Origin of the sequence: Nocardia sp. CDC160, assembly GCF_035818795.1 — a bacterium.
Taxonomy (GTDB): Bacteria; Actinomycetota; Actinomycetes; order Mycobacteriales; family Mycobacteriaceae; genus Nocardia.
On the sequence record NZ_JAYKYT010000001.1, the window covers coordinates 319,890 to 336,886 of the forward strand.

At 67.3% G+C, this 16,997-nt stretch carries 13 protein-coding genes; 7 read left to right on the top strand and 6 right to left on the bottom strand.

Features of this window, described 5'->3' with window-relative positions:
- Positions 1-77: 77 nt before the first annotated feature.
- The 3 genes from eccCa to eccD are packed head-to-tail and all read right to left on the bottom strand — an operon-like array spanning position 78 to position 7,063.
- Positions 78-4,100, bottom strand: coding sequence for a type VII secretion protein EccCa (gene eccCa / locus VMT40_RS01505; protein ID WP_326356179.1), 4,023 nt, complete (start codon positions 4,098-4,100; stop codon positions 78-80).
- An 18-nt stretch (positions 4,101-4,118) separates the two neighbouring features.
- Positions 4,119-5,591, bottom strand: a complete 1,473-nt coding sequence (mycP, locus tag VMT40_RS01510; RefSeq protein ID WP_326356180.1) for a type VII secretion-associated serine protease mycosin — start codon at positions 5,589-5,591, stop codon at positions 4,119-4,121.
- Positions 5,588-7,063 carry a type VII secretion integral membrane protein EccD gene (eccD, locus tag VMT40_RS01515; RefSeq protein ID WP_326356181.1) on the bottom strand — a complete coding sequence of 492 codons (1,476 nt, stop codon included), beginning with the start codon at positions 7,061-7,063 and terminating at the stop codon, positions 5,588-5,590. The genes mycP and eccD overlap by 4 nt, the downstream gene beginning before the upstream one ends.
- Positions 7,064-7,219: 156 nt before the next feature.
- Between eccD and eccA the strand changes: the two genes are divergently transcribed.
- Positions 7,220-9,055 (top strand): type VII secretion AAA-ATPase EccA, encoded by a 1,836-nt coding sequence (eccA, locus tag VMT40_RS01520; protein ID WP_326356182.1) that lies wholly within the window; start codon positions 7,220-7,222, stop codon positions 9,053-9,055.
- 714 nt (positions 9,056-9,769) lie between these two features.
- A complete protein-coding gene (eccE, locus tag VMT40_RS01525; protein WP_326356183.1) occupies positions 9,770-11,578 on the top strand; it encodes a type VII secretion protein EccE in 1,809 nt (602 codons plus the stop codon).
- 7 nt (positions 11,579-11,585) lie between these two features.
- Here eccE and VMT40_RS01530 read toward each other — a convergent pair whose 3' ends face one another.
- Positions 11,586-11,972: a hypothetical protein gene (locus VMT40_RS01530; protein WP_326356184.1), complete on the bottom strand. Its 387-nt coding sequence runs from the start codon at positions 11,970-11,972 to the stop codon at positions 11,586-11,588.
- Positions 11,973-12,160: 188 nt separating this feature from the next.
- Between VMT40_RS01530 and VMT40_RS01535 the strand changes: the two genes are divergently transcribed.
- On the top strand, positions 12,161-12,409 hold the full coding sequence (locus tag VMT40_RS01535) for a S26 family signal peptidase (protein ID WP_326356185.1): 249 nt from the start codon (positions 12,161-12,163) through the stop codon (positions 12,407-12,409).
- A 129-nt stretch (positions 12,410-12,538) separates the two neighbouring features.
- Here VMT40_RS01535 and VMT40_RS01540 read toward each other — a convergent pair whose 3' ends face one another.
- Positions 12,539-12,763 (bottom strand): hypothetical protein, encoded by a 225-nt coding sequence (locus VMT40_RS01540; protein WP_326356186.1) that lies wholly within the window; start codon positions 12,761-12,763, stop codon positions 12,539-12,541.
- Between the two features lie 7 nt (positions 12,764-12,770).
- Complete coding sequence (locus VMT40_RS01545; protein ID WP_326356187.1) at positions 12,771-12,974, bottom strand: hypothetical protein; 204 nt, start codon at positions 12,972-12,974, stop codon at positions 12,771-12,773.
- Between the two features lie 225 nt (positions 12,975-13,199).
- Here VMT40_RS01545 and VMT40_RS01550 point away from each other — a divergent pair, with 225 nt between their 5' ends.
- From VMT40_RS01550 to VMT40_RS01565, 4 genes are all read left to right on the top strand, one after another.
- Positions 13,200-14,099, top strand: a complete 900-nt coding sequence (locus VMT40_RS01550; protein WP_326356188.1) for a helix-turn-helix domain-containing protein — start codon at positions 13,200-13,202, stop codon at positions 14,097-14,099.
- On the top strand, positions 14,096-14,287 hold the full coding sequence (locus tag VMT40_RS01555; protein ID WP_326356189.1) for a DUF397 domain-containing protein: 192 nt from the start codon (positions 14,096-14,098) through the stop codon (positions 14,285-14,287). The genes VMT40_RS01550 and VMT40_RS01555 overlap by 4 nt, the downstream gene beginning before the upstream one ends.
- A gap of 95 nt (positions 14,288-14,382) precedes the next feature.
- Positions 14,383-15,612, top strand: coding sequence for a DUF7373 family lipoprotein (locus VMT40_RS01560; RefSeq protein ID WP_326356190.1), 1,230 nt, complete (start codon positions 14,383-14,385; stop codon positions 15,610-15,612).
- 58 nt (positions 15,613-15,670) lie between these two features.
- Positions 15,671-16,918: a DUF7373 family lipoprotein gene (locus VMT40_RS01565; protein ID WP_326356191.1), complete on the top strand. Its 1,248-nt coding sequence runs from the start codon at positions 15,671-15,673 to the stop codon at positions 16,916-16,918.
- Positions 16,919-16,997 lie beyond the last annotated feature (79 nt).

Below are 16,997 nucleotides of genomic sequence, written 5' to 3' on the forward strand. Positions count from 1 at the left end.
CCCAAGCGAGTTAGCACCGCCCCCAAGTGAGTTAGCACCGTGCCCGGGTGAGCCAGCACCCGGGCACGGATCGCAGCTCAGAGCGCGGGCAGGTCGGCGATCTGGATCATCTCGTCGCCCGCGGAGCGGGACCAGAGGATGCCGCGGCCGGGGGGCAGGCGCATCGGGCGGATGTCGCCGATGAGCTTGCCCTCGTCGCGGGAGCCGCTCATGAGCAGCGCCGGGACCGAGAGGTTCTTCATCGAACCGAGCACCTGGTCGTAGAGCGCCCGCGAGATGCCGCCCATATTGCGGGAGATGACCACGTGCAGGCCGATGTCGCGGGCCTGCGGCAGGAGTTCGACCAAGGCCCCCAAAGGATTTCCGCCCTGGACGACCATGTCGTAGTCGTCGATCACCACGTAGATCTCGGGTCCGGACCACCAGTCGCGGTCCCGCAGCTGCTGCGGGGTGATGTCCGAGCCCGGGATGCGCTTGGCCAGGTAGTTGACCACTTCCTTGACCATCGGGCCGCAGGTCTGCGAGGAGGTGGAGTACCCGGCGAGCTGATCGCCCTCCATGACGCCCAGCAGGGTGCGGCGGTAGTCGATGAGGATGACGCGCGCCTCGTCGGCATTGGAGCTCTCGGCGATGCCGCGAATGATATTGCGCAGCACCGTCGTCTTGCCGGACTCGACCTCGGAGAACACCATGAAGTGCGGGTCGGAGTTGAAGTCCAGCACGATGGGCTGCAGCTCGGACTCGCCGATGCCGATGACCACCTTGGTGGCGCTCTGCGCAATCCCCTTGCGGCGGGCCAATTCCAGCACCTGTTCGCGGGGCAGGCTGGCGGGCAGGGTGCGCACCTCGGGGGCGCGGCGGTCGCCGAACAGCGCCTGCATCTCGGTGCGGGCCGCGGCCACGCCCTCGGCGAGACTCTCGGCATTGGTGTCGGAGTCCAGGCGCGGCATGGCGATGAGCATGTGCAGCTGGTCGGGCGACAGACCGCGGCCCGGACGGTTGAGCGGGACGTTCACCGCGACGCGGCGGCCCATCTCCGAGTCGGACGGGTCACCCAGGCGCAGCTCGATGCGGGTGCCGATCATGTCCTTGACCGAGGCCCGGATCTCACCCCAGCGGTTCGCGCCCAGAATCACGTGGATGCCGTACGAAAGACCCTGTGCGGCAAGCTGTCCGACCATCGGCTCGAGCGAGTCGAACTCCTCGCGCACGACCTGCCAGTTGTCGATGACCAGGAACACGTCGCCGAACCGGTCGGCCAGCACCGGATCGTCGGCCTGTCCGCTGCTCTGCGCGGCGTGCTTGCGTCGCCGGAACTCGGCCATGGATTCGATGCCCAGCGCCGCGAAGCGCTCCTCGCGCTGGCGCAGCAGCGTGGTGAGTTCGGCGACGGTGCGGCGCACCCGGTCGGAGTCGAGCTTGCCCGCGACGGAGCCGACGTGCGGCAGCCCGACCAGACCGGCCATGGAGCCACCACCGAAGTCGAGGCAGTAGAACTGCACCTGCTCGGGCGTGTGCGTGGCCGCCGCGGCCATGATGATGGTGCGCAGCGTGGTCGACTTACCCGACTGCGGACCGCCGACGACCGCCACATTGCCCTGTGCGCCAGCGAGATTGATGGTGAGCACGTCGCGCCGCTGCTCGTAGGGCTTGTCGATGATGCCGATCGGCATCCACAGCTGCCCGTGCCGGTTGACCGGCGAGCGCCAGTCGGGATCGGGCAGCAGCATGTCCACGGTCGGCGATTCGTCCAGCGGCGGCAGCCACACCTCGTGCGCCGGGCGGCCGTGCCCGGTCAGGCGCTTGACGACGGTTTGGAGCAGGCTGTCGGGCAGGCCCTCGTCCCCGCTGGGCGGCGGGGGCGGCAGCAGATCCAGTGGGTCGAGCGGGTTCTCGGGCTCGGGCTGCTCGAGGATCTCGACCGTCGCCGCGGTGAACTCGCGCGGCGGGGCCTCCACGACCGTGCTGCCGTCGGCGGCCTGCCGCGCCGCGCGGGGCGCGACGTAGGGTCCGGAGACGTAGGTCGCGTTGAACCGCAACGGATCCGAGGCGTCGCTCTTGAGGTAGCCGGAGCCGGGGATGCCGGGCAGGTGGTAGGCGTCGGTGATACCGAGCACGGCGCGAGACTCATTGGCGGAGAACGTCCGCAGACCGATGCGATACGACAGGTGCGAATCCAGCCCGCGCATCTTGTTCTCCTCCAACCGCTGCGAGGCGAGCAGCAGGTGGACGTGCAGCGATCGGCCCAGTCGACCGATCATGACGAACAGATCCGCGAAATCCGGCTTCTGCGAGAGCAATTCGGAGAACTCGTCGATGACCACGAACAGCGCGGGCAGCGGGTCGAGCGGCACACCGGCCGCGCGCGCCTTCTCGTACTCGGTGACGTTGGCGAAATTGCCCGCGGAGCGCAGCAGTTCCTGCCGCCGGTTCATCTCACCGGCCAGCGCGTCACGCATACGGTCGACGAGCTCGAGCTCCTCCTCCAGGTTGGTGATGACCGCCGCCACGTGCGGCAGCGGGTCCATACCGAGGAAGGTCGCGCCACCCTTGAAGTCGACCAGGATCAGGTTGAGCTGATCCGGCGAGTGCGTGGTGACCATCGAAAGAATCAGGGTGCGAAGGAATTCCGACTTACCCGAGCCGGTCGCGCCGATGCACAGACCGTGCGGACCCATGCCGTTCTCGGCGGATTCCTTGATGTCGATCTCGACGGGCGTCCCGTCCGGGGTGATGCCGATCGGCACGCGCAGCCGTTCGCGTCCGGCGCGCGGCCGCCACACCTTGGCCGGGTCGATCTGCGCCGCGTCCGGAATCTTGAGCAGGGCCATCAGACCCGGGTCGGCGGCGGAGGTGTTGTCGCCGAGGCTGACGATCTGGGCCGCGGTGGCAATGCGGAAGCGAGCCAGGCTGCGCGCGAACGCTTCCACCTCGGCGAGGGTCACGCTGTCGGCATTGGCGAACTTCTCGCTGCCCGCCGCGCTCTTGGCGAACACCTCGCCCCCGGCGGCGACGAGCTGCAGCCCGCGCCGCGCGGCCAGACTGTTCTCGGCGGCACTGACATCGATGACGGTGACCGCGTCCAGACCGGACTCGGAGATCAAACGCTCACTGCCGCTGACGTATCCGTCGTCGATGACGACGACCAGGTGCAGGCGACCGGCCGTCGGCTGCGGGTTGCGCATGAAGCGCCCGCGCTCGAGCAGGTCGTCGGCCAGCGCCGTTTCGAGCTCGCCGAGCGAGCCGTAGATCATGCGGGCCGCGCCCATGCCGTCGCGTTCGGTCGCGTGCTGCACGTGCGGCAGCCACTTCGCCCACGCCCAGGCTTCGCAGTCGGGTTCGGCGGTGACAATGGCGACCGCGACGTGGTCGGGTCCGTGAAACGCGGTGAGCTCCATGAGCATCGACCACACCAGCGACCGGGTGTCGGCGACCGGTCCCTCGATATTGATGGCCGGGAACGCGCGCAGCGACACCGCGGTCGGCAGGTGGTGCACCACGGAATGCGTTCGCACGAAACGACGCAACGCCACCGTCGAGACCGGCTCCAGGTCTTCCAGCGGCCCGGTCTCCGGCCGCGCCAGCTTGGCGGCGAGCCGGTGCGTGCCGATGCCGACGCGCACGTGCCCGAAGTCGGGGTCGTTGGGCCGCCGCTCCCACATGCGCCGGGTGCCCACGATGGAGGGCAGATCCGCCGGTTCCGGATGACTCCAGATCAGCGTCTCCAGCTGCTTCTGCCCGGTGCGCCGGACCTCGCGGCGGGTCTGATCGAGGTACCGGAAGTAGTCCTTGCGTTCCTCGTTCAGCTCCGCGGAGCTCTTGCTGCTGCCGCGTTGACCCATGAGCATGCCCGCCATCGACATGATCATCATCATCGGCATCATCATCATGTACGGGTTGGTCAGCATGGACCGGCCCATCATGGACATCATGGCGATCATGCCGATCATGGCGACCACCATGACGACCGGCATGAGCTTGCTCATGAGCGGCGCGGCCACCGGACGCGGAATCTCCGGCGGCGCGGTCAGGGCCATCTCACCGCCGGGCGCGCGCGGTGGCGCGATCCGGGGGCGACGCACGAAACCTTCGGTAGCCATGGGGTTTATCTCCGGTCGTTAGGAATCGAGGTCGGGCAGCTCGTCGTCGGGGCGGCGGCGTCGGAACGGAATCGATACGGCCAGACCGATTCCCAGCGCGGACAGGCAGAAGGCCGTGCCGACGGTGGCGACGAGTCGCGGAATACGCGGTGGGCCCTTGGGTTTCACGGGTGCCGGGAAGGCCTGCGGCTTGTCGGCCCCGACGTGAATCGGCAGCTCGGGCGTGTCCGCGGTCAGCGTGGCCGCGGGCAGCACCGTGGTGAGCGCGGCGACGGGATCGATCAGGCCCGCGCCGACGCGGTCGTCGCGGCCGGTGCCGGGCTGGTGCGCGGTCAGCATGATCTGGTTCATCACCTGCCGTGCCGTCCAGTCCGGGTTTTTCGCCTTCACCAGCGCCGCCAGGCCCGCCACATAGGGTGCGGCGAAACTGGTTCCGTTGATGGCCTTTTGACCCGAGTCGACGCTGGTGGCGTTGACCAGTCCGGTGCCGCCGGGCTTGTTGTCGAGCGAGACGATATTGGTGCCGATCGCCGCGACACCCACCCACGGACCGTAGAGCGAGAAGCTGGACGGCCCGCCGGTCGGATCCACCGACGCGACCGGGAGCACGTACTTGTTGAACCAGGCGGGGCTGGAGATGGTCTTCACCTTGTCCCAGCTGGTCTTGTTATTGCTGTACGAATCGTTCTGCGTGCCACAGCCATTGGCCTGGTCCACGTTTCCGGCGGCCACGACCACGACCACGTTCTGCTCGTAGGCGAAGCGCACCGCGTCCCCGAGCGCGGCATCGGCGGTGTCGCCGCCCGCGGCCGTGCAGGCGTCCTCGGAGATATTGATGACGGTCGCACCGAGATTCACCGCGCGCACGACGGCGGCGGCCAGGGTCTGCATATTGCCGTAGCCCGACTTGCTCATGCTGCCGGGTGTGTCGCCGCCATTGGAGTCCTTGGCCTTGTAGGCATCCGAGAGCTGACGGATCGACAGGATCTCCGCGTCCGGCGCGACACCCACGAACGCGTCGTCCGCGCTGGGCTGCGCGCCGATGATGCCCGCGACCAAAGTGCCGTGGCCGTCGCAGTCTTCGGTGGTGCCGTCGCCGTCGGAGACGTAGTCGCCGCCGGGCTGCAGATTGGGCAGCCGGGGATGCCGGTTCACCCCGGTGTCGATGACCGCGACCTTCTGCCCCGCGCCCTTGTGGTTCGGGCCGGGATTGGCCTGCCAGACCGCCTGCAGATCGAGCACCTTCTGCGCGACGGGTTCATCGCGCGGGGTATCGCCCTTGAGGGACTGCTCGACGCACAGCGAGTTCTTCTGCGTCGGCACCAGCGGCGCGGGCTTGCCCGCCATCGCCTGCACCTCCCCCAGATGCGACAGGTCCGGATTCGGCTGGCTCACGCTGGCGCTCGCGGTGGCCTGCGGCAACAGCAGCGCACCACCGAGAACCGCTGCCGCACACAGAATTCGCGTCCAGTTTCCGGGACGCCGACTCATATGTTCCGAGCCGTCGAGTAGACGTCCATGATCCACAGCACCAGCGGGACGATCGAGCAGATCAGGCCGTACTCGAAGATCTCGTTGAAGCGCCGGGTGACGGGTGTGACCTCGACGTGCGGGCCGATCACACCGAATCCGATGGCACCCACCGCGAATGCCATGAGCAGCCCGACCGAGACCAGCAGCATGTCGTTGTCGGACAGCGCGAGCAGCACCGCCAGACCCACGAAGGTGACGCAGCCGCTGGCGATCAGCGTGGCCGCCTGGGTGAGATCGGCGAACGAGCGTCCGCGCAAGCACAGGATGATCGACACCACCACGGCCAGCGCGATGCCCTGCCAGCGATCCGAATTCAGCGGATCGGCCGTGCCCAGCGCACCGGCGACCGCGCCGAGCGCGCTGCCGATCACGATGCCGGTCTGGAATTGATTGGCGGTGCGGGCGCGCTGCCCGAGCCCGTGCGCGGACGGCAGTACGGTCGCGCCGATCGCGCCGATGCCCTCGATAGTGGGTCGGGGTTCGTGATCGGCCGGGTCGATGGCGGCACCGGCGGTGGGCACCGGCGGCACGGGCAGCCGGGCCAGCATGGCGGCCAAGCGCGGGACCATCGAGAGCATGATGATCGAGGCGACGAGGATGCCGGAGGCGATCTTCGGCACCCCGGTGTCCCAGATCATGCGCACCGCCGCACCGACTCCGGCCAGCAGCACGACCGTCACGACCGCGGACACCACCGCGGCTCCGGCCCCGATGATCCGGTAGCCGACCACGGCGAGCAGCAAAGTGGCTGCCGCGCCGAGCATCAGGTGCGGGCTGCCCACCGAGCCGGGCACGGCCAGCGCCGCGCCGCCGAAGGTGAGCAGCAGCATGCACAGTGTGAGCACGGTCGCGGTCAGCTCGTCGGCGTACTTGCGCTGCGCGATGGCACCGGCCACCAGCGCGGCGATCGCACCGCCGAGCAGCAGTGGCGGCGCGACGAAGGTGTCTCCGGCCGAACGCGACAGGAACGCCAGCACCACGGCGAACGCCACCGCCGCGACACCCGCCACCAGTCCGGTCCAGCGTGCCGAGCTGGCCGACCAGCTGCGGAATTCCTCGGCGGTGAGCCGGGACACGGCATCGATGACGTCGTCGAACAGCGCGGGCGCTTCCTTGGCGGAAACCGCGCGCAGCACCAGCAATTCGCCGTCGTAGATCTCGGCGTCATTGAGGGTCTGGCTGGGCGCGATCATGTCGCGTCCCAATTTGGCCAGTGTCCAATGCTGCGATTGCAGCGGGGTGCCGCCGTCCTCGCCGCCGATCGGTTCGGGATTGCGGGATTCGATGAGCCGCACCAGATCACCGATGAACGCGGCGATCGGCACGTTTGCCGGTAGGCCGACGTCGAGCTGGGTGTTCCCCCCGATGACGGACACGCGGCACAATTCGGGTTCGGCGGCTCGCGGTCCGCCGATCGACTGTGCTGTCACTAGCTGAACTGCTCCCCTGTCGCTCTCAACAGTTGCCCGCCCAGGGCGGTTAACCATAATGTATCCGACTGTCCGCAGCCGTGCGATTCGCATGGCGTGGGTGGGGATTGTGCACGAAAGACCAACCAGGTTCGACGAATTCGGGGTTCGACTAGGATGATCGACACTCGCCAGGCCCAACGCGCCTTCGATGCGGGAGTGCTGTCACTGGGGTTGAGCATCGAGGGCCAGGAGTCGAACCGGGACCTCGACTACGCCAAACTCGCCTTTCAGCGCGCCACCGAGTGGGATCCCACCATGGCCGACGCCTGGCTGGGCCGGGCCGCCGCGGGTGAGATCACCACGGATGTTCTGAGCAATCTCTACAAGTGCAGCACCGTGTCCCTGGGACGGGAACAGCGCCGGTTGGGGCTACCGCCGCGCACGCTTGCCGGACGTTTTCTGCCCGGGCTCTACATCGATTACCCGCTGGCCAGTTTCACCGAGATCCACCTGGCGTGGGCTTCGCACCTGATCGCAGAGAAGCAGTACGACGAGGCGGAGAACGTCCTCGACGAACTCGACAAGCACCGCCGCGCGCGGGCGTCCGAGCCGGATTTCGAAATCGACGGCCGCATCGCGAAATACGTGCGCGGCATCCTGCACTACAACACCCAGCGCTGGCCCGATGTGATGGCCGTGCTCAACGGCTCCGATGCGTGGGAGGACCCGTATCTCGCGGCGGGCGCGCATGTGATGGTCGGCACATCGTGTGCGCAGCTGGGTCTGTTCGCCGAGGCGATCCGCCGCATGGAAGCCGCCGAGGCGGGCCCGATTCCCGCCGCGCGCACCGCGGCCATGTTCTGCCGCGGGCTGTGCCTGCGCGAACAGGGCCAGGCCGATGAGGCGCAGTCGCTGTTCGAGAAGGTGTATTCGCAGGCACCGGATTTCGAGGCGAACGCCGCGGCCATGCGCGATCGCACCTACCGGATCACCCTCACCACCCGCGAGGTGATCGAGGCGCGGACCGACAAATGGGATCCGGCGTCCGCGCCCTCACTGGAGGAGAAGCAGGCCGCCGAGCACGAGGATCGGGCGAAGGAGATTCTGGCGCAGGCGCGCGCCGAGCTGGATCGGCAGATCGGTCTGGCGGCGGTGAAGACGCAGGTCGCCAAGCTGCAGTCGAGTGCGCAGCTGGCCAAGATCCGTGCGGAGAAGGGGCTTTCGAGCTCGGCGCGCGGTCAGCATCTGGCGTTCACGGGTCCGCCCGGAACCGGTAAGACCACCATCGCGCGTGTGGTCGCCAAAATCTATTGTGGCCTGGGCATTCTCAAGACCGACAAGGTGGTCGAGACCAAGCGCTCCGACTTCGTCGGTCAGCACCTGGGTTCCACGGCCATCAAGACCGACGCGCTCATCGACACCGCCATGGACGGCGTGTTGTTCATCGACGAGGCGTACACCCTGATCCAGACCGGACTTTCGGGCGGTGACGCCTTCGGCCGCGAGGCCGTGGACACGCTGCTGGCCCGCATGGAGAACGACCGCGATCGCCTGGTGGTGATCATCGCCGGATACGACGGCGAGATCGACCGCTTCCTGGCCGCCAATGACGGTCTGGCCTCGCGTTTCGCCAAGCGGCTGCAGTTCCCGTCCTACACCGCCGAGGAGCTCGGGGCGATCGGTCAGGTCGTCGCGTCCAAGCGGGACTCGGAGCTGTCCGAGGAGGCGCTGGCCGCGCTCGTCGAAACGTGTCAGCGGTTGTACGACATGGAGAGCACCGACCAGAGCGGGCAGCCCCGCCGCGGCGTGGACCTGGCCGGTAACGGCCGCTTCATCCGCAACCTGATCGAGGCCGCCGAGGAGGAACGCGAATTCCGGCTGGCCAATGACGAATCCATCGACCTGAGCGCCGTCGACGAAGCCGTGCTCATGCGCATCGAGGGTCCCGACATGAAGGCCGCGCTGAGCACCCTGCTCGGCTCACTCGGTCTAGCCGCGGCCGCCGACTGAGGGGCGAACTGAACTGTGAACGACTTTCCGCGGGGAGCGGGCGGCTACCAGCCGAGCGGAAACGGTGGGAACACGCCGAGCGGCGACGGCGGCCAACCGCCGCGCGGCACCGGCGGTTTCGGAAGCGACTTCGACGAATTCCTCCAACGCACATCGAACCCGGGCCCCCAGGGCAGCCATGCCCAGCGCGGTCCCGGCAACTACGGCCACGGCGAGCTGGGCGGCTTCCCACCGAACGGCCCGACCAACCCAGGCCCGGGCGGTCGTGACAACTTCGCGCCGGGCACTCCCAGCGGGCAGCCGCAGGTAGGCAATTCGCCGCGCGGCATGGGCCCTGGTGGTCAGAGCGGTCCCGGTGGTCCTAGCGGTCCTAGCGGTCTCGGTCGTCCTGGCGGTCCCAGTGGTCCTGGCGGTCTTGGCGGGCCGGGAGGCGCTGGCGGTCCGGGGGGCTCCGATGGCCACGGCCGTCCGGGCGATTTCGCACCTCGCCCGCCCGAGGCGCAGGGCAACTTCCCCCCGGGTGGCCAATCACAGGGCCGAACAGGAGATTTCGGGCGCGGCGGATTCGAAGCCCCCTCCCAGCGCGGGGCAACCAGCCCTGCTCAGGGCCGTCCCGATGGGTATGGCCGGGACGAGTCTTTGGAGCGGGGTGGGTCGAGCGTTGCGGCTCCGCCGCGTCCGGCGGAGCCAGCTGCTCCGGCGGCCGGGGCGGAGGTGAGTTCGGAACCGGCGCAGCGGCGGCGGGACGAGCGGGGGTCGGGGGCGCGGGGTTCGCAGTCGGCTGCGGGTAATGCGGTGGCGGCGGAGTTGCGGGCGGATGATCTGTGGTTGTTGCGGAATTTGCCGTTGCGGCTGGTGATTCCGGTGGGGTTGATCGGGGTGGTGGCCTCGCTGGTGGCCGTGGCGTTGAAGGCGCCGTGGTGGGCGGCGGTGATCGCCGGGGTGGTGCCCGCGTTGATCGGGTTGGCTCCGGTGGGTGGGGTGCCGGTCGGGCTGCGGATCGGGCGCTGGGTCGCGTATCGGTGGAAGCAGGCGCGGCGCAAGAGTTTCGCCGAGAACGCGCTGATCGATGTGCCGCTGCCGGATGGCGGCGGCAGTTGCGGATTGCGTTGGGACGGCAACCTGTTGACGACCATGCTGCGCATCGATCCGCCGCCGGACACGCTCACCAAGTTGCGGCGCGGCTCGCTCAGCACCGATCAGCTGTTGCCGCTCCACGAGATCGCGGCCTGCCTGCGGCAATACGATGTCGAGCTGCATTCGGTGGATGTCATCAGCACCGGCACCCGCACCGCCAGCACCGAGGCGGTGCTGTCCGGCTACGCGGCCAGCATCGCGCCGCTGGGTCGTCTCTACGACGAGATCCTCGGCCCGCTGCCCGCCATCGCGCACCGCACCATGTGGCTGGTGCTGCGGCTCAACCCGCTCGCCAATGCCAAGGCCGTCGACAATCGCGGCGGCGGTCCCGAGGGTGCGCTGCGCTCGGCCCTGGTCGCGACCCGACGCGTCGCGAATCGCCTGGCGGGACACGGCATTACGGCGTCGGTGCTGACCACCTCGGAGATGACGTCCGCCCTGCGCGAGCTGACCCGCGGCATCCCGGTCAACGAGTTCACCGAGAACCCGGACAACCTGGAGCACAACGGGATTCACCTGACCAGCTACCAAATCGATCCGCAGCTGTTCAATTCCGATGGCCTGGCCAAGATCTGGGCCGTGCGCAGCCTCGCCACCACGGTGACCGTCCGCCTGCAGCCGGTCCCCGAGCCCAATGCCAAGCCCGGCCAGCCCGCCAGCATCATCGAGGTGGACGCCCGCGTCCGCTACGACACTCCCTACGAGCACGGCGAACCCCCGGTCGCGGGCCTGAAAGAGCTTCCGCGCCGCCAAATGTGGGCCCTCATGGACATTCTGTCCTACGGCACCCAGGAGATTCGCCCCAGCGGTTACCGCGGCCCCGTGGACGTCCTCACCGATATCGCCATGCCCACCGCGGGCTGCGGCCAGCTCATCGGCGCGGACCGCACCGGCAGCGGCATCGCCGTCCCCTTGATCGGTGACGGCTCCCGCCGCATCGACATCATCGCCAGTCTCGCCCTGGCCCAACAGGTCATCCTGCGCGCCATCGCCCTCGGCGCGGGCGCGGTCGTCCACACCGCCCGCCCCTGGGCGTGGCAGGGCATGGTGGCCAATGTCGCCGCCCCCCAGGCCCTCTCGCTGGCCTCCTCCATCACCCACAGCTCCCGCGGCACCGTGGTCACCGGCCGCCTGGCCAGCCCCGCCGCCACCGTCATCGTCTTCGACGGCGTCCCCGCCAGCGCGCCTCCCGGCTCCGCCACCGTGGTCACCGTCCTCGAATCCCTCCCCGCCGACTACGAACCCGACGCCGACGTCACCATCGTCCAGCACCCCGACGCCCCCCACACCATCACCGTCCACACCCCCGCCACCACGACCACGGCCCAAATGGTCACCACGCCTGCGGAACAGCACTACCTCGCCGGAGCCACCGCCCGCCGCTGAATCGTTCTCACCGATTCTCCGGTGCCGGAATGAACAGCGCCTCGAACGGCGGTTCGCCGACCCCGACGGAGGTGTGCCCGAGGCCCTCCACATCGGCCGCCAGCAACAGCTCGCCCGGAGCGAACCTCCGGGTCTCGCCGTCCGTGGTCGTCACCTCGATGGTGCCGCGCACCATCACCACCCATTGCCGCGCCGGTGCCGGATGCGGAACGGCGTCAAAGCCGCCGCTGCGCACGAATGCCACTGCCCCACTCCCCAATTCGCCAACCGCCATCGGATCAACCCCGACCGCCACCGGCCGCACCCCAAGTTCCATCCGATCGTCCACGAACCTCGATCCACCATCCGCCGACATCTCGATCCTGGTGTAGTGCAATGTCTCCAGTTCACTCATACCCACGATTCTGTCGCCCCAGCCCCCACCTCGCGATTCCCTCGAGGGAATGACCGAGGGACCAAAGCGGTAAATCAGTTGTGACACTGCGATACTGCCGCGAGGCTGTCCCTATGGGCGCATTGGACAGTGTCGCGGCACGGGTCGCGCGAGGCGAAACCGTACAGTTTCGCCCGACAGGCTCATCGATGGTCCCGCTGATCCGCAGTCGGCAGCTGGTGACCGTCGCCCCCGTCGATCCCACCCGGGTCGAGGTCGGCGACATCGTCCTCGCCAGGGTGTCGGGCACCGTCTACCTGCATCTCGTAACCGCCATCGACGGAAAGCGAGTCCAAATCGGCAACAACCGCGGCCGAATCAACGGCTGGACGAGCCACGACCGCATCTTCGGCCTATGCGTCGCGGTCGACGGGGTTCCCCGAATCCGCCATCCCTAGCGCTTCCTCGGTCACCGTCTCACCGGTGAACTCGAGGCGGTCTTTGATCGCCGCCACTTCTGCTGGGCTCATGTCGTAGAACGGGTCGGTCATTGTGGGTCACCTTTCACGTTCGAAATCGGCGATCTGTTAGGCAAAGCGCTTTCCCTTTGTCAGGAGCGCGGCACTGCCGCGGGTGGTGATACGCCAGCGGCCTCGCGGGTGGCTTGGGCGGATCAGGCCGCGGGATTCGAGTTGGGCGAGGGCATTTCGGGTGCGCCAGCTGGTGAGGGTCGAGGCTTGGCGGATCTGGGTTGCGGTGAGGGTGTGGTCGGGGTGGAGTGCGGCCAGGACGGCGACCTCGGCGGGGGTCATGATGCGGTTACCTCCGGCCTTGGGTGCGGTGTCGTCCGGGGGCGCGGCCGGGTGGGTGGGGGATGTCGAGGTATCCGCCTCCGGCGAGTCGAAGTCGAAAGGTACTGGAGTGTCCCGAGTGGCTGTCGGCGTAGAAGCCCCACGCCGACCAGCAGATGACGGCCGCGCAGAGGGCGAGAATCGACAGCAGCGCCCATGTGTCCCAATGCATTACGGCATCCCTTCGAATGCGTATGACTGATCTTCGATTTGAATTCCGGCGGCTGCGCGCTGTCGCCAACTCCTAGTAGACACCCGAATGGGCTCAGAAATTGAGTTCACGGTGAACTGTCCACGAACTAGACTGAGGTGTCGATGGTGAACGGTATCGGCCATGGACACAACGATTTTGGACATAGCCATCGTGAACACTTAGCCAGATAGCGAGACTAACGAAATGGCCGGATTGGCTGCTTCTCGCGTTGCATTCGGTTCATACATTCGCGAACTTCGAACACGGAGTGGCAAGAAACCACTGGCGGCAGGACTGGAGATCGACAAGTCGCGGCAAACCGTCGTGCGAATGGAGAATGGATACCCGACGAACGCCAGCACGAACGACATCGAGCGACTGCTCAGTTTCTACGGAGCATCCCCCGAAGACAGGCAAGAGGCGCTGCGGCTGTGGCAGGACATGCGATCCGAGGAGAAAATCGCGCAGCAGCAGGGTGATTCGCGGGGGTATTGGCAGCCGTATGCCGATCAGGTCGCCGCCCACCTGCCTCGATACCTGCGGTTGGAGGCGGCCGCCAATCGGGTGACGACCTACCAGTCGGTCTTGGTGCACGGGCTCTTGCAGACTCCGGAGTATCGGCGCGCCGTCACCCGAATCGATGAGCCGGATCTGTCCACGGTCGACACCGAACGACGGGTCGAACTGACGGTCCGCCGACAAGAACGGCTGAACGACCCAAACTTCCACCTCGAGCTGCTCATGTCCGAGTCGGTGCTCCGGCACCGCCCCGGCGGACCGCCCGTCATGGCCGAGCAGCTGAGATGGTTGGCCGAAGCCAGTCGGCGCGACAACATCAGCGTCCGGCTTGTCCCTTTCGACGCGGGCTCTCACCGCGGCTTGACGGTCCAACCCTTCACACTCATCCAATTTCCATCGCTGAGTCGTGATGTCGTCGACGCCCCGGTGGTCTACCTCGAAAGCGGCTCGGCCGGTGTCTATCACTCCAAGCCCGACCTGGTCCGCGAATATCAAGAGGTGATCGCCCGCATCCGAGAGGTAGCGTTGAGCGAAAGTGACGCGGTAGACGTCATTTTGAGGATTGCGAAGGAGTACGAGGCGTGAGTGGTCGGCCGCGTGCGCGTAACTGGTTCAAGTCATCCCTATCCAAGGCCTCCGAGACGTGTGTCGAGGTCTGCTTCGACGGTGGCCGAGTCGGCGTGCGCGACTCGAAGTGTCCCGGCGGTCCCGAGCTGTTCTTCGAAGGCTCGCAATGGGATACGTTCCTGCGTAGTCGCGTTTGGCAGCGCTGACGCCCTATTCGTCAATAGGCCCGGTGGCAGCCGGTTGATGAGCTCCTGCATGATGGACGCCGTTGCGACGTAGATCAACGAGGGGGACTCGCGGCATGGTGTTCAGGGCAGGGCGGTCGAGCCGTGTCCGGCTGCGCACGGTGGTGTGCGTGGGGCTCGCGGTCATGGTGGTGGGGAGCGCCGGGTGTGGCGCGGACTCTGGCGACTCGGAGCAGGCGGTCGATCTCGGGAAGCTTGATACCGGGAGTTATGCGACCACGCCGAAGGATCCGACGGCGGCCGATCCACAAGCGCGGGGGCGGGTCGTGGAGGCGCTGCGGGTCGGGAACATCATGCCGCTGGGGTCCGAGGTGGACCCGCTATTGACCCACAACACCGATGTGCCGCACGTGTTTCTGGGCAAGAACTCGTTCTCCGGGTATCTGAATGTCGAGCACTTCGACGCGGATACACCGGGATTCGTGTCCGGGTTCGCGACCGAGGCGCAGGCTCCGGCGGAGTCGGGGCGGTATTCGCTCGACAACGCGGTCATGATCTTCGACAGTGAGTCCGCCGCGGCGAACGCGGCGGAGGCCCTCGCGCGCACCGGCTTCGATATGAAGGACGAGGAGCGGGCGGAAGTCGTTTCGCTGCAGTCGAATCAGCATCCCACCGCGCACATCATCTGGAGTCCGAAGAAGCAGAATCTGGCCGCGTGGTATCCGACGGGGCGATTCGTCATTGTCAGCGTGATCAATCAGGCCGAGGAGTTCTATCTCCAGAGCTACTGGAACGCGCCACCGGCTCCCGCGCCAATGGCATTGGCCGACAAGGCCATCGAGGTCACCGCGGATCGGTTGAAGTCGTTTCAGCCGACCCCGCCGGACAAACTCACCGCACTACCGCTCGATCCGGACGGCATCCTGCGGCTGACGCTGCCTCGGCCGGAGGGTGACAGAACCGCGAATGCCTTTCCCGGAACGCTCGACAAGCACGGAGCCCTGCACAAGGCGGATGAGCCCGAGGTGAGCCGGGCGCTGTTCGACAAGACCGGGGTCGATGTCGTCGGTTACGGTGCGGGAGAACTGGTTCGGACGCGGGATCACGCCGCGGCGCGGACCTACTTCGATACCGCGTTCATCGACAAGTTCCAGCATCGGATCGATTCACCGCCAGGACTGCCGAACGCACGCTGCGTCAAGTACCACGGTCCGAGCAAGTCCGCGTTCCCCTTCACCTGCCATGTCACCTTCGGGAGGTACGTCGCGTCGGTGTGGTCGCAACAGCAACAGGATGTGTACCAGCGGATTTCCGCGCAGTACGCCATTCTCGCCAAGAGCAAGTAGGGGGATCGTGCAGCTGCTTCGTGCTCAACGTGCCATCACCAGAACAGTTTTCGGTTTCATGGCTCTCGGTCTGACCATTTCGATGACGGGTTGCGGTGTGCAGGGTTCGGCGGTCGCCGGTGAGGTCGATGTCCGGACGCTCGCCGTCGGCAACTACCCCACCGATCCCCTCGATGTGCGTGCCAAGACCTACTACGGCTCGAAGGACGGTAAGGCGTTCGCGCTGGCCAGACTGGCCGACACCGTCGTCACGGGGACGGACGTCGATGCCAAGTTCGGCCACAATGTCCTTGCGCTACCGCTGCTTTCGACCGATACGACACGCTATGCGATGGTATTGGCCGGTGCCGTGCAGCCCGCGCTGCGGGACAACGGTATGATGTTCGGCTTCTCGTCCGCCGCGAGCACGCATGAGCTGGCGCAGTCCGCGAGTTGGGATCTCACCGGCAACTTCAACCCCTTCGCCGGTGCCGCGGGCAATCCCGACGCCACCTCCTTCAATGTGACGGTCCTGCAATTCCCCGATCAGCAGCGCGCGCAGGCCGCCGCCGACCAGATGGAGGCCGCGGATTTCGCGGTGTCCGACCAGAACGTCCGCGTCACCCTCGACAAGCGCCCGGAGGCCAAGGCCCACTGGCGTCCCGGCGTCGCCTCCCTGGCCGCCACCACGTCGCGCGGCCAATACGTCGTGAACATCTATGTCGCCCAGCCCCAACCGGATCTCGACGGCCTGCGCGCCCTGGCCGACCAGGTCTTCGCGGCGCAACTCCCTCTCCTCGACCAGTCCCCCGCGCTGTCCCCCCGTGAAATCTTCCGCATGAAGTACGACCCCGACGCCATGCTCCGCCGCACCCTGCACCCCGGCGACTATCCCGACCCCGACCCCATCGTGGAAGCGACCTTCAACCCCCGCGGCTACCTCCACTACGTGAGCGACCAGACCACCTGGAACCCCCTCCTCACCGACAATGGCGTCGACCGCATCTCCACGGCCCGCAAGGGCGGCCTCCTCCTCCGCGCCCGCAACCCCGAATCCGCCACCGCCCTCTGGTCCGGCATCAACCGCATCATCCCCGGCTCCGCCCAACCCCCGGTTGGCGTCCCCAACGTGGCCTGCGTCCAAAACCCGAACCCCAAGTCCGGCACCTCCTTCGAGGCCTACGACGCCTGGAACGCCTCCGACAAATACCTCTGCACCCTCCACTACGACCGCTACGTGGCCCGAGTAGCCAGCTCCCAACTAGACGACGCCCAACAAAAGGCCGCCGCCCAATACGCCCTGCTCGCGAACAGCCAATACCTGTGACAACTCACCACCCTCCCTGACACGATGAGCCCCACCCCCCAACCGCCCAGTACACTCTGCACACCAGAAGCAAGATCGC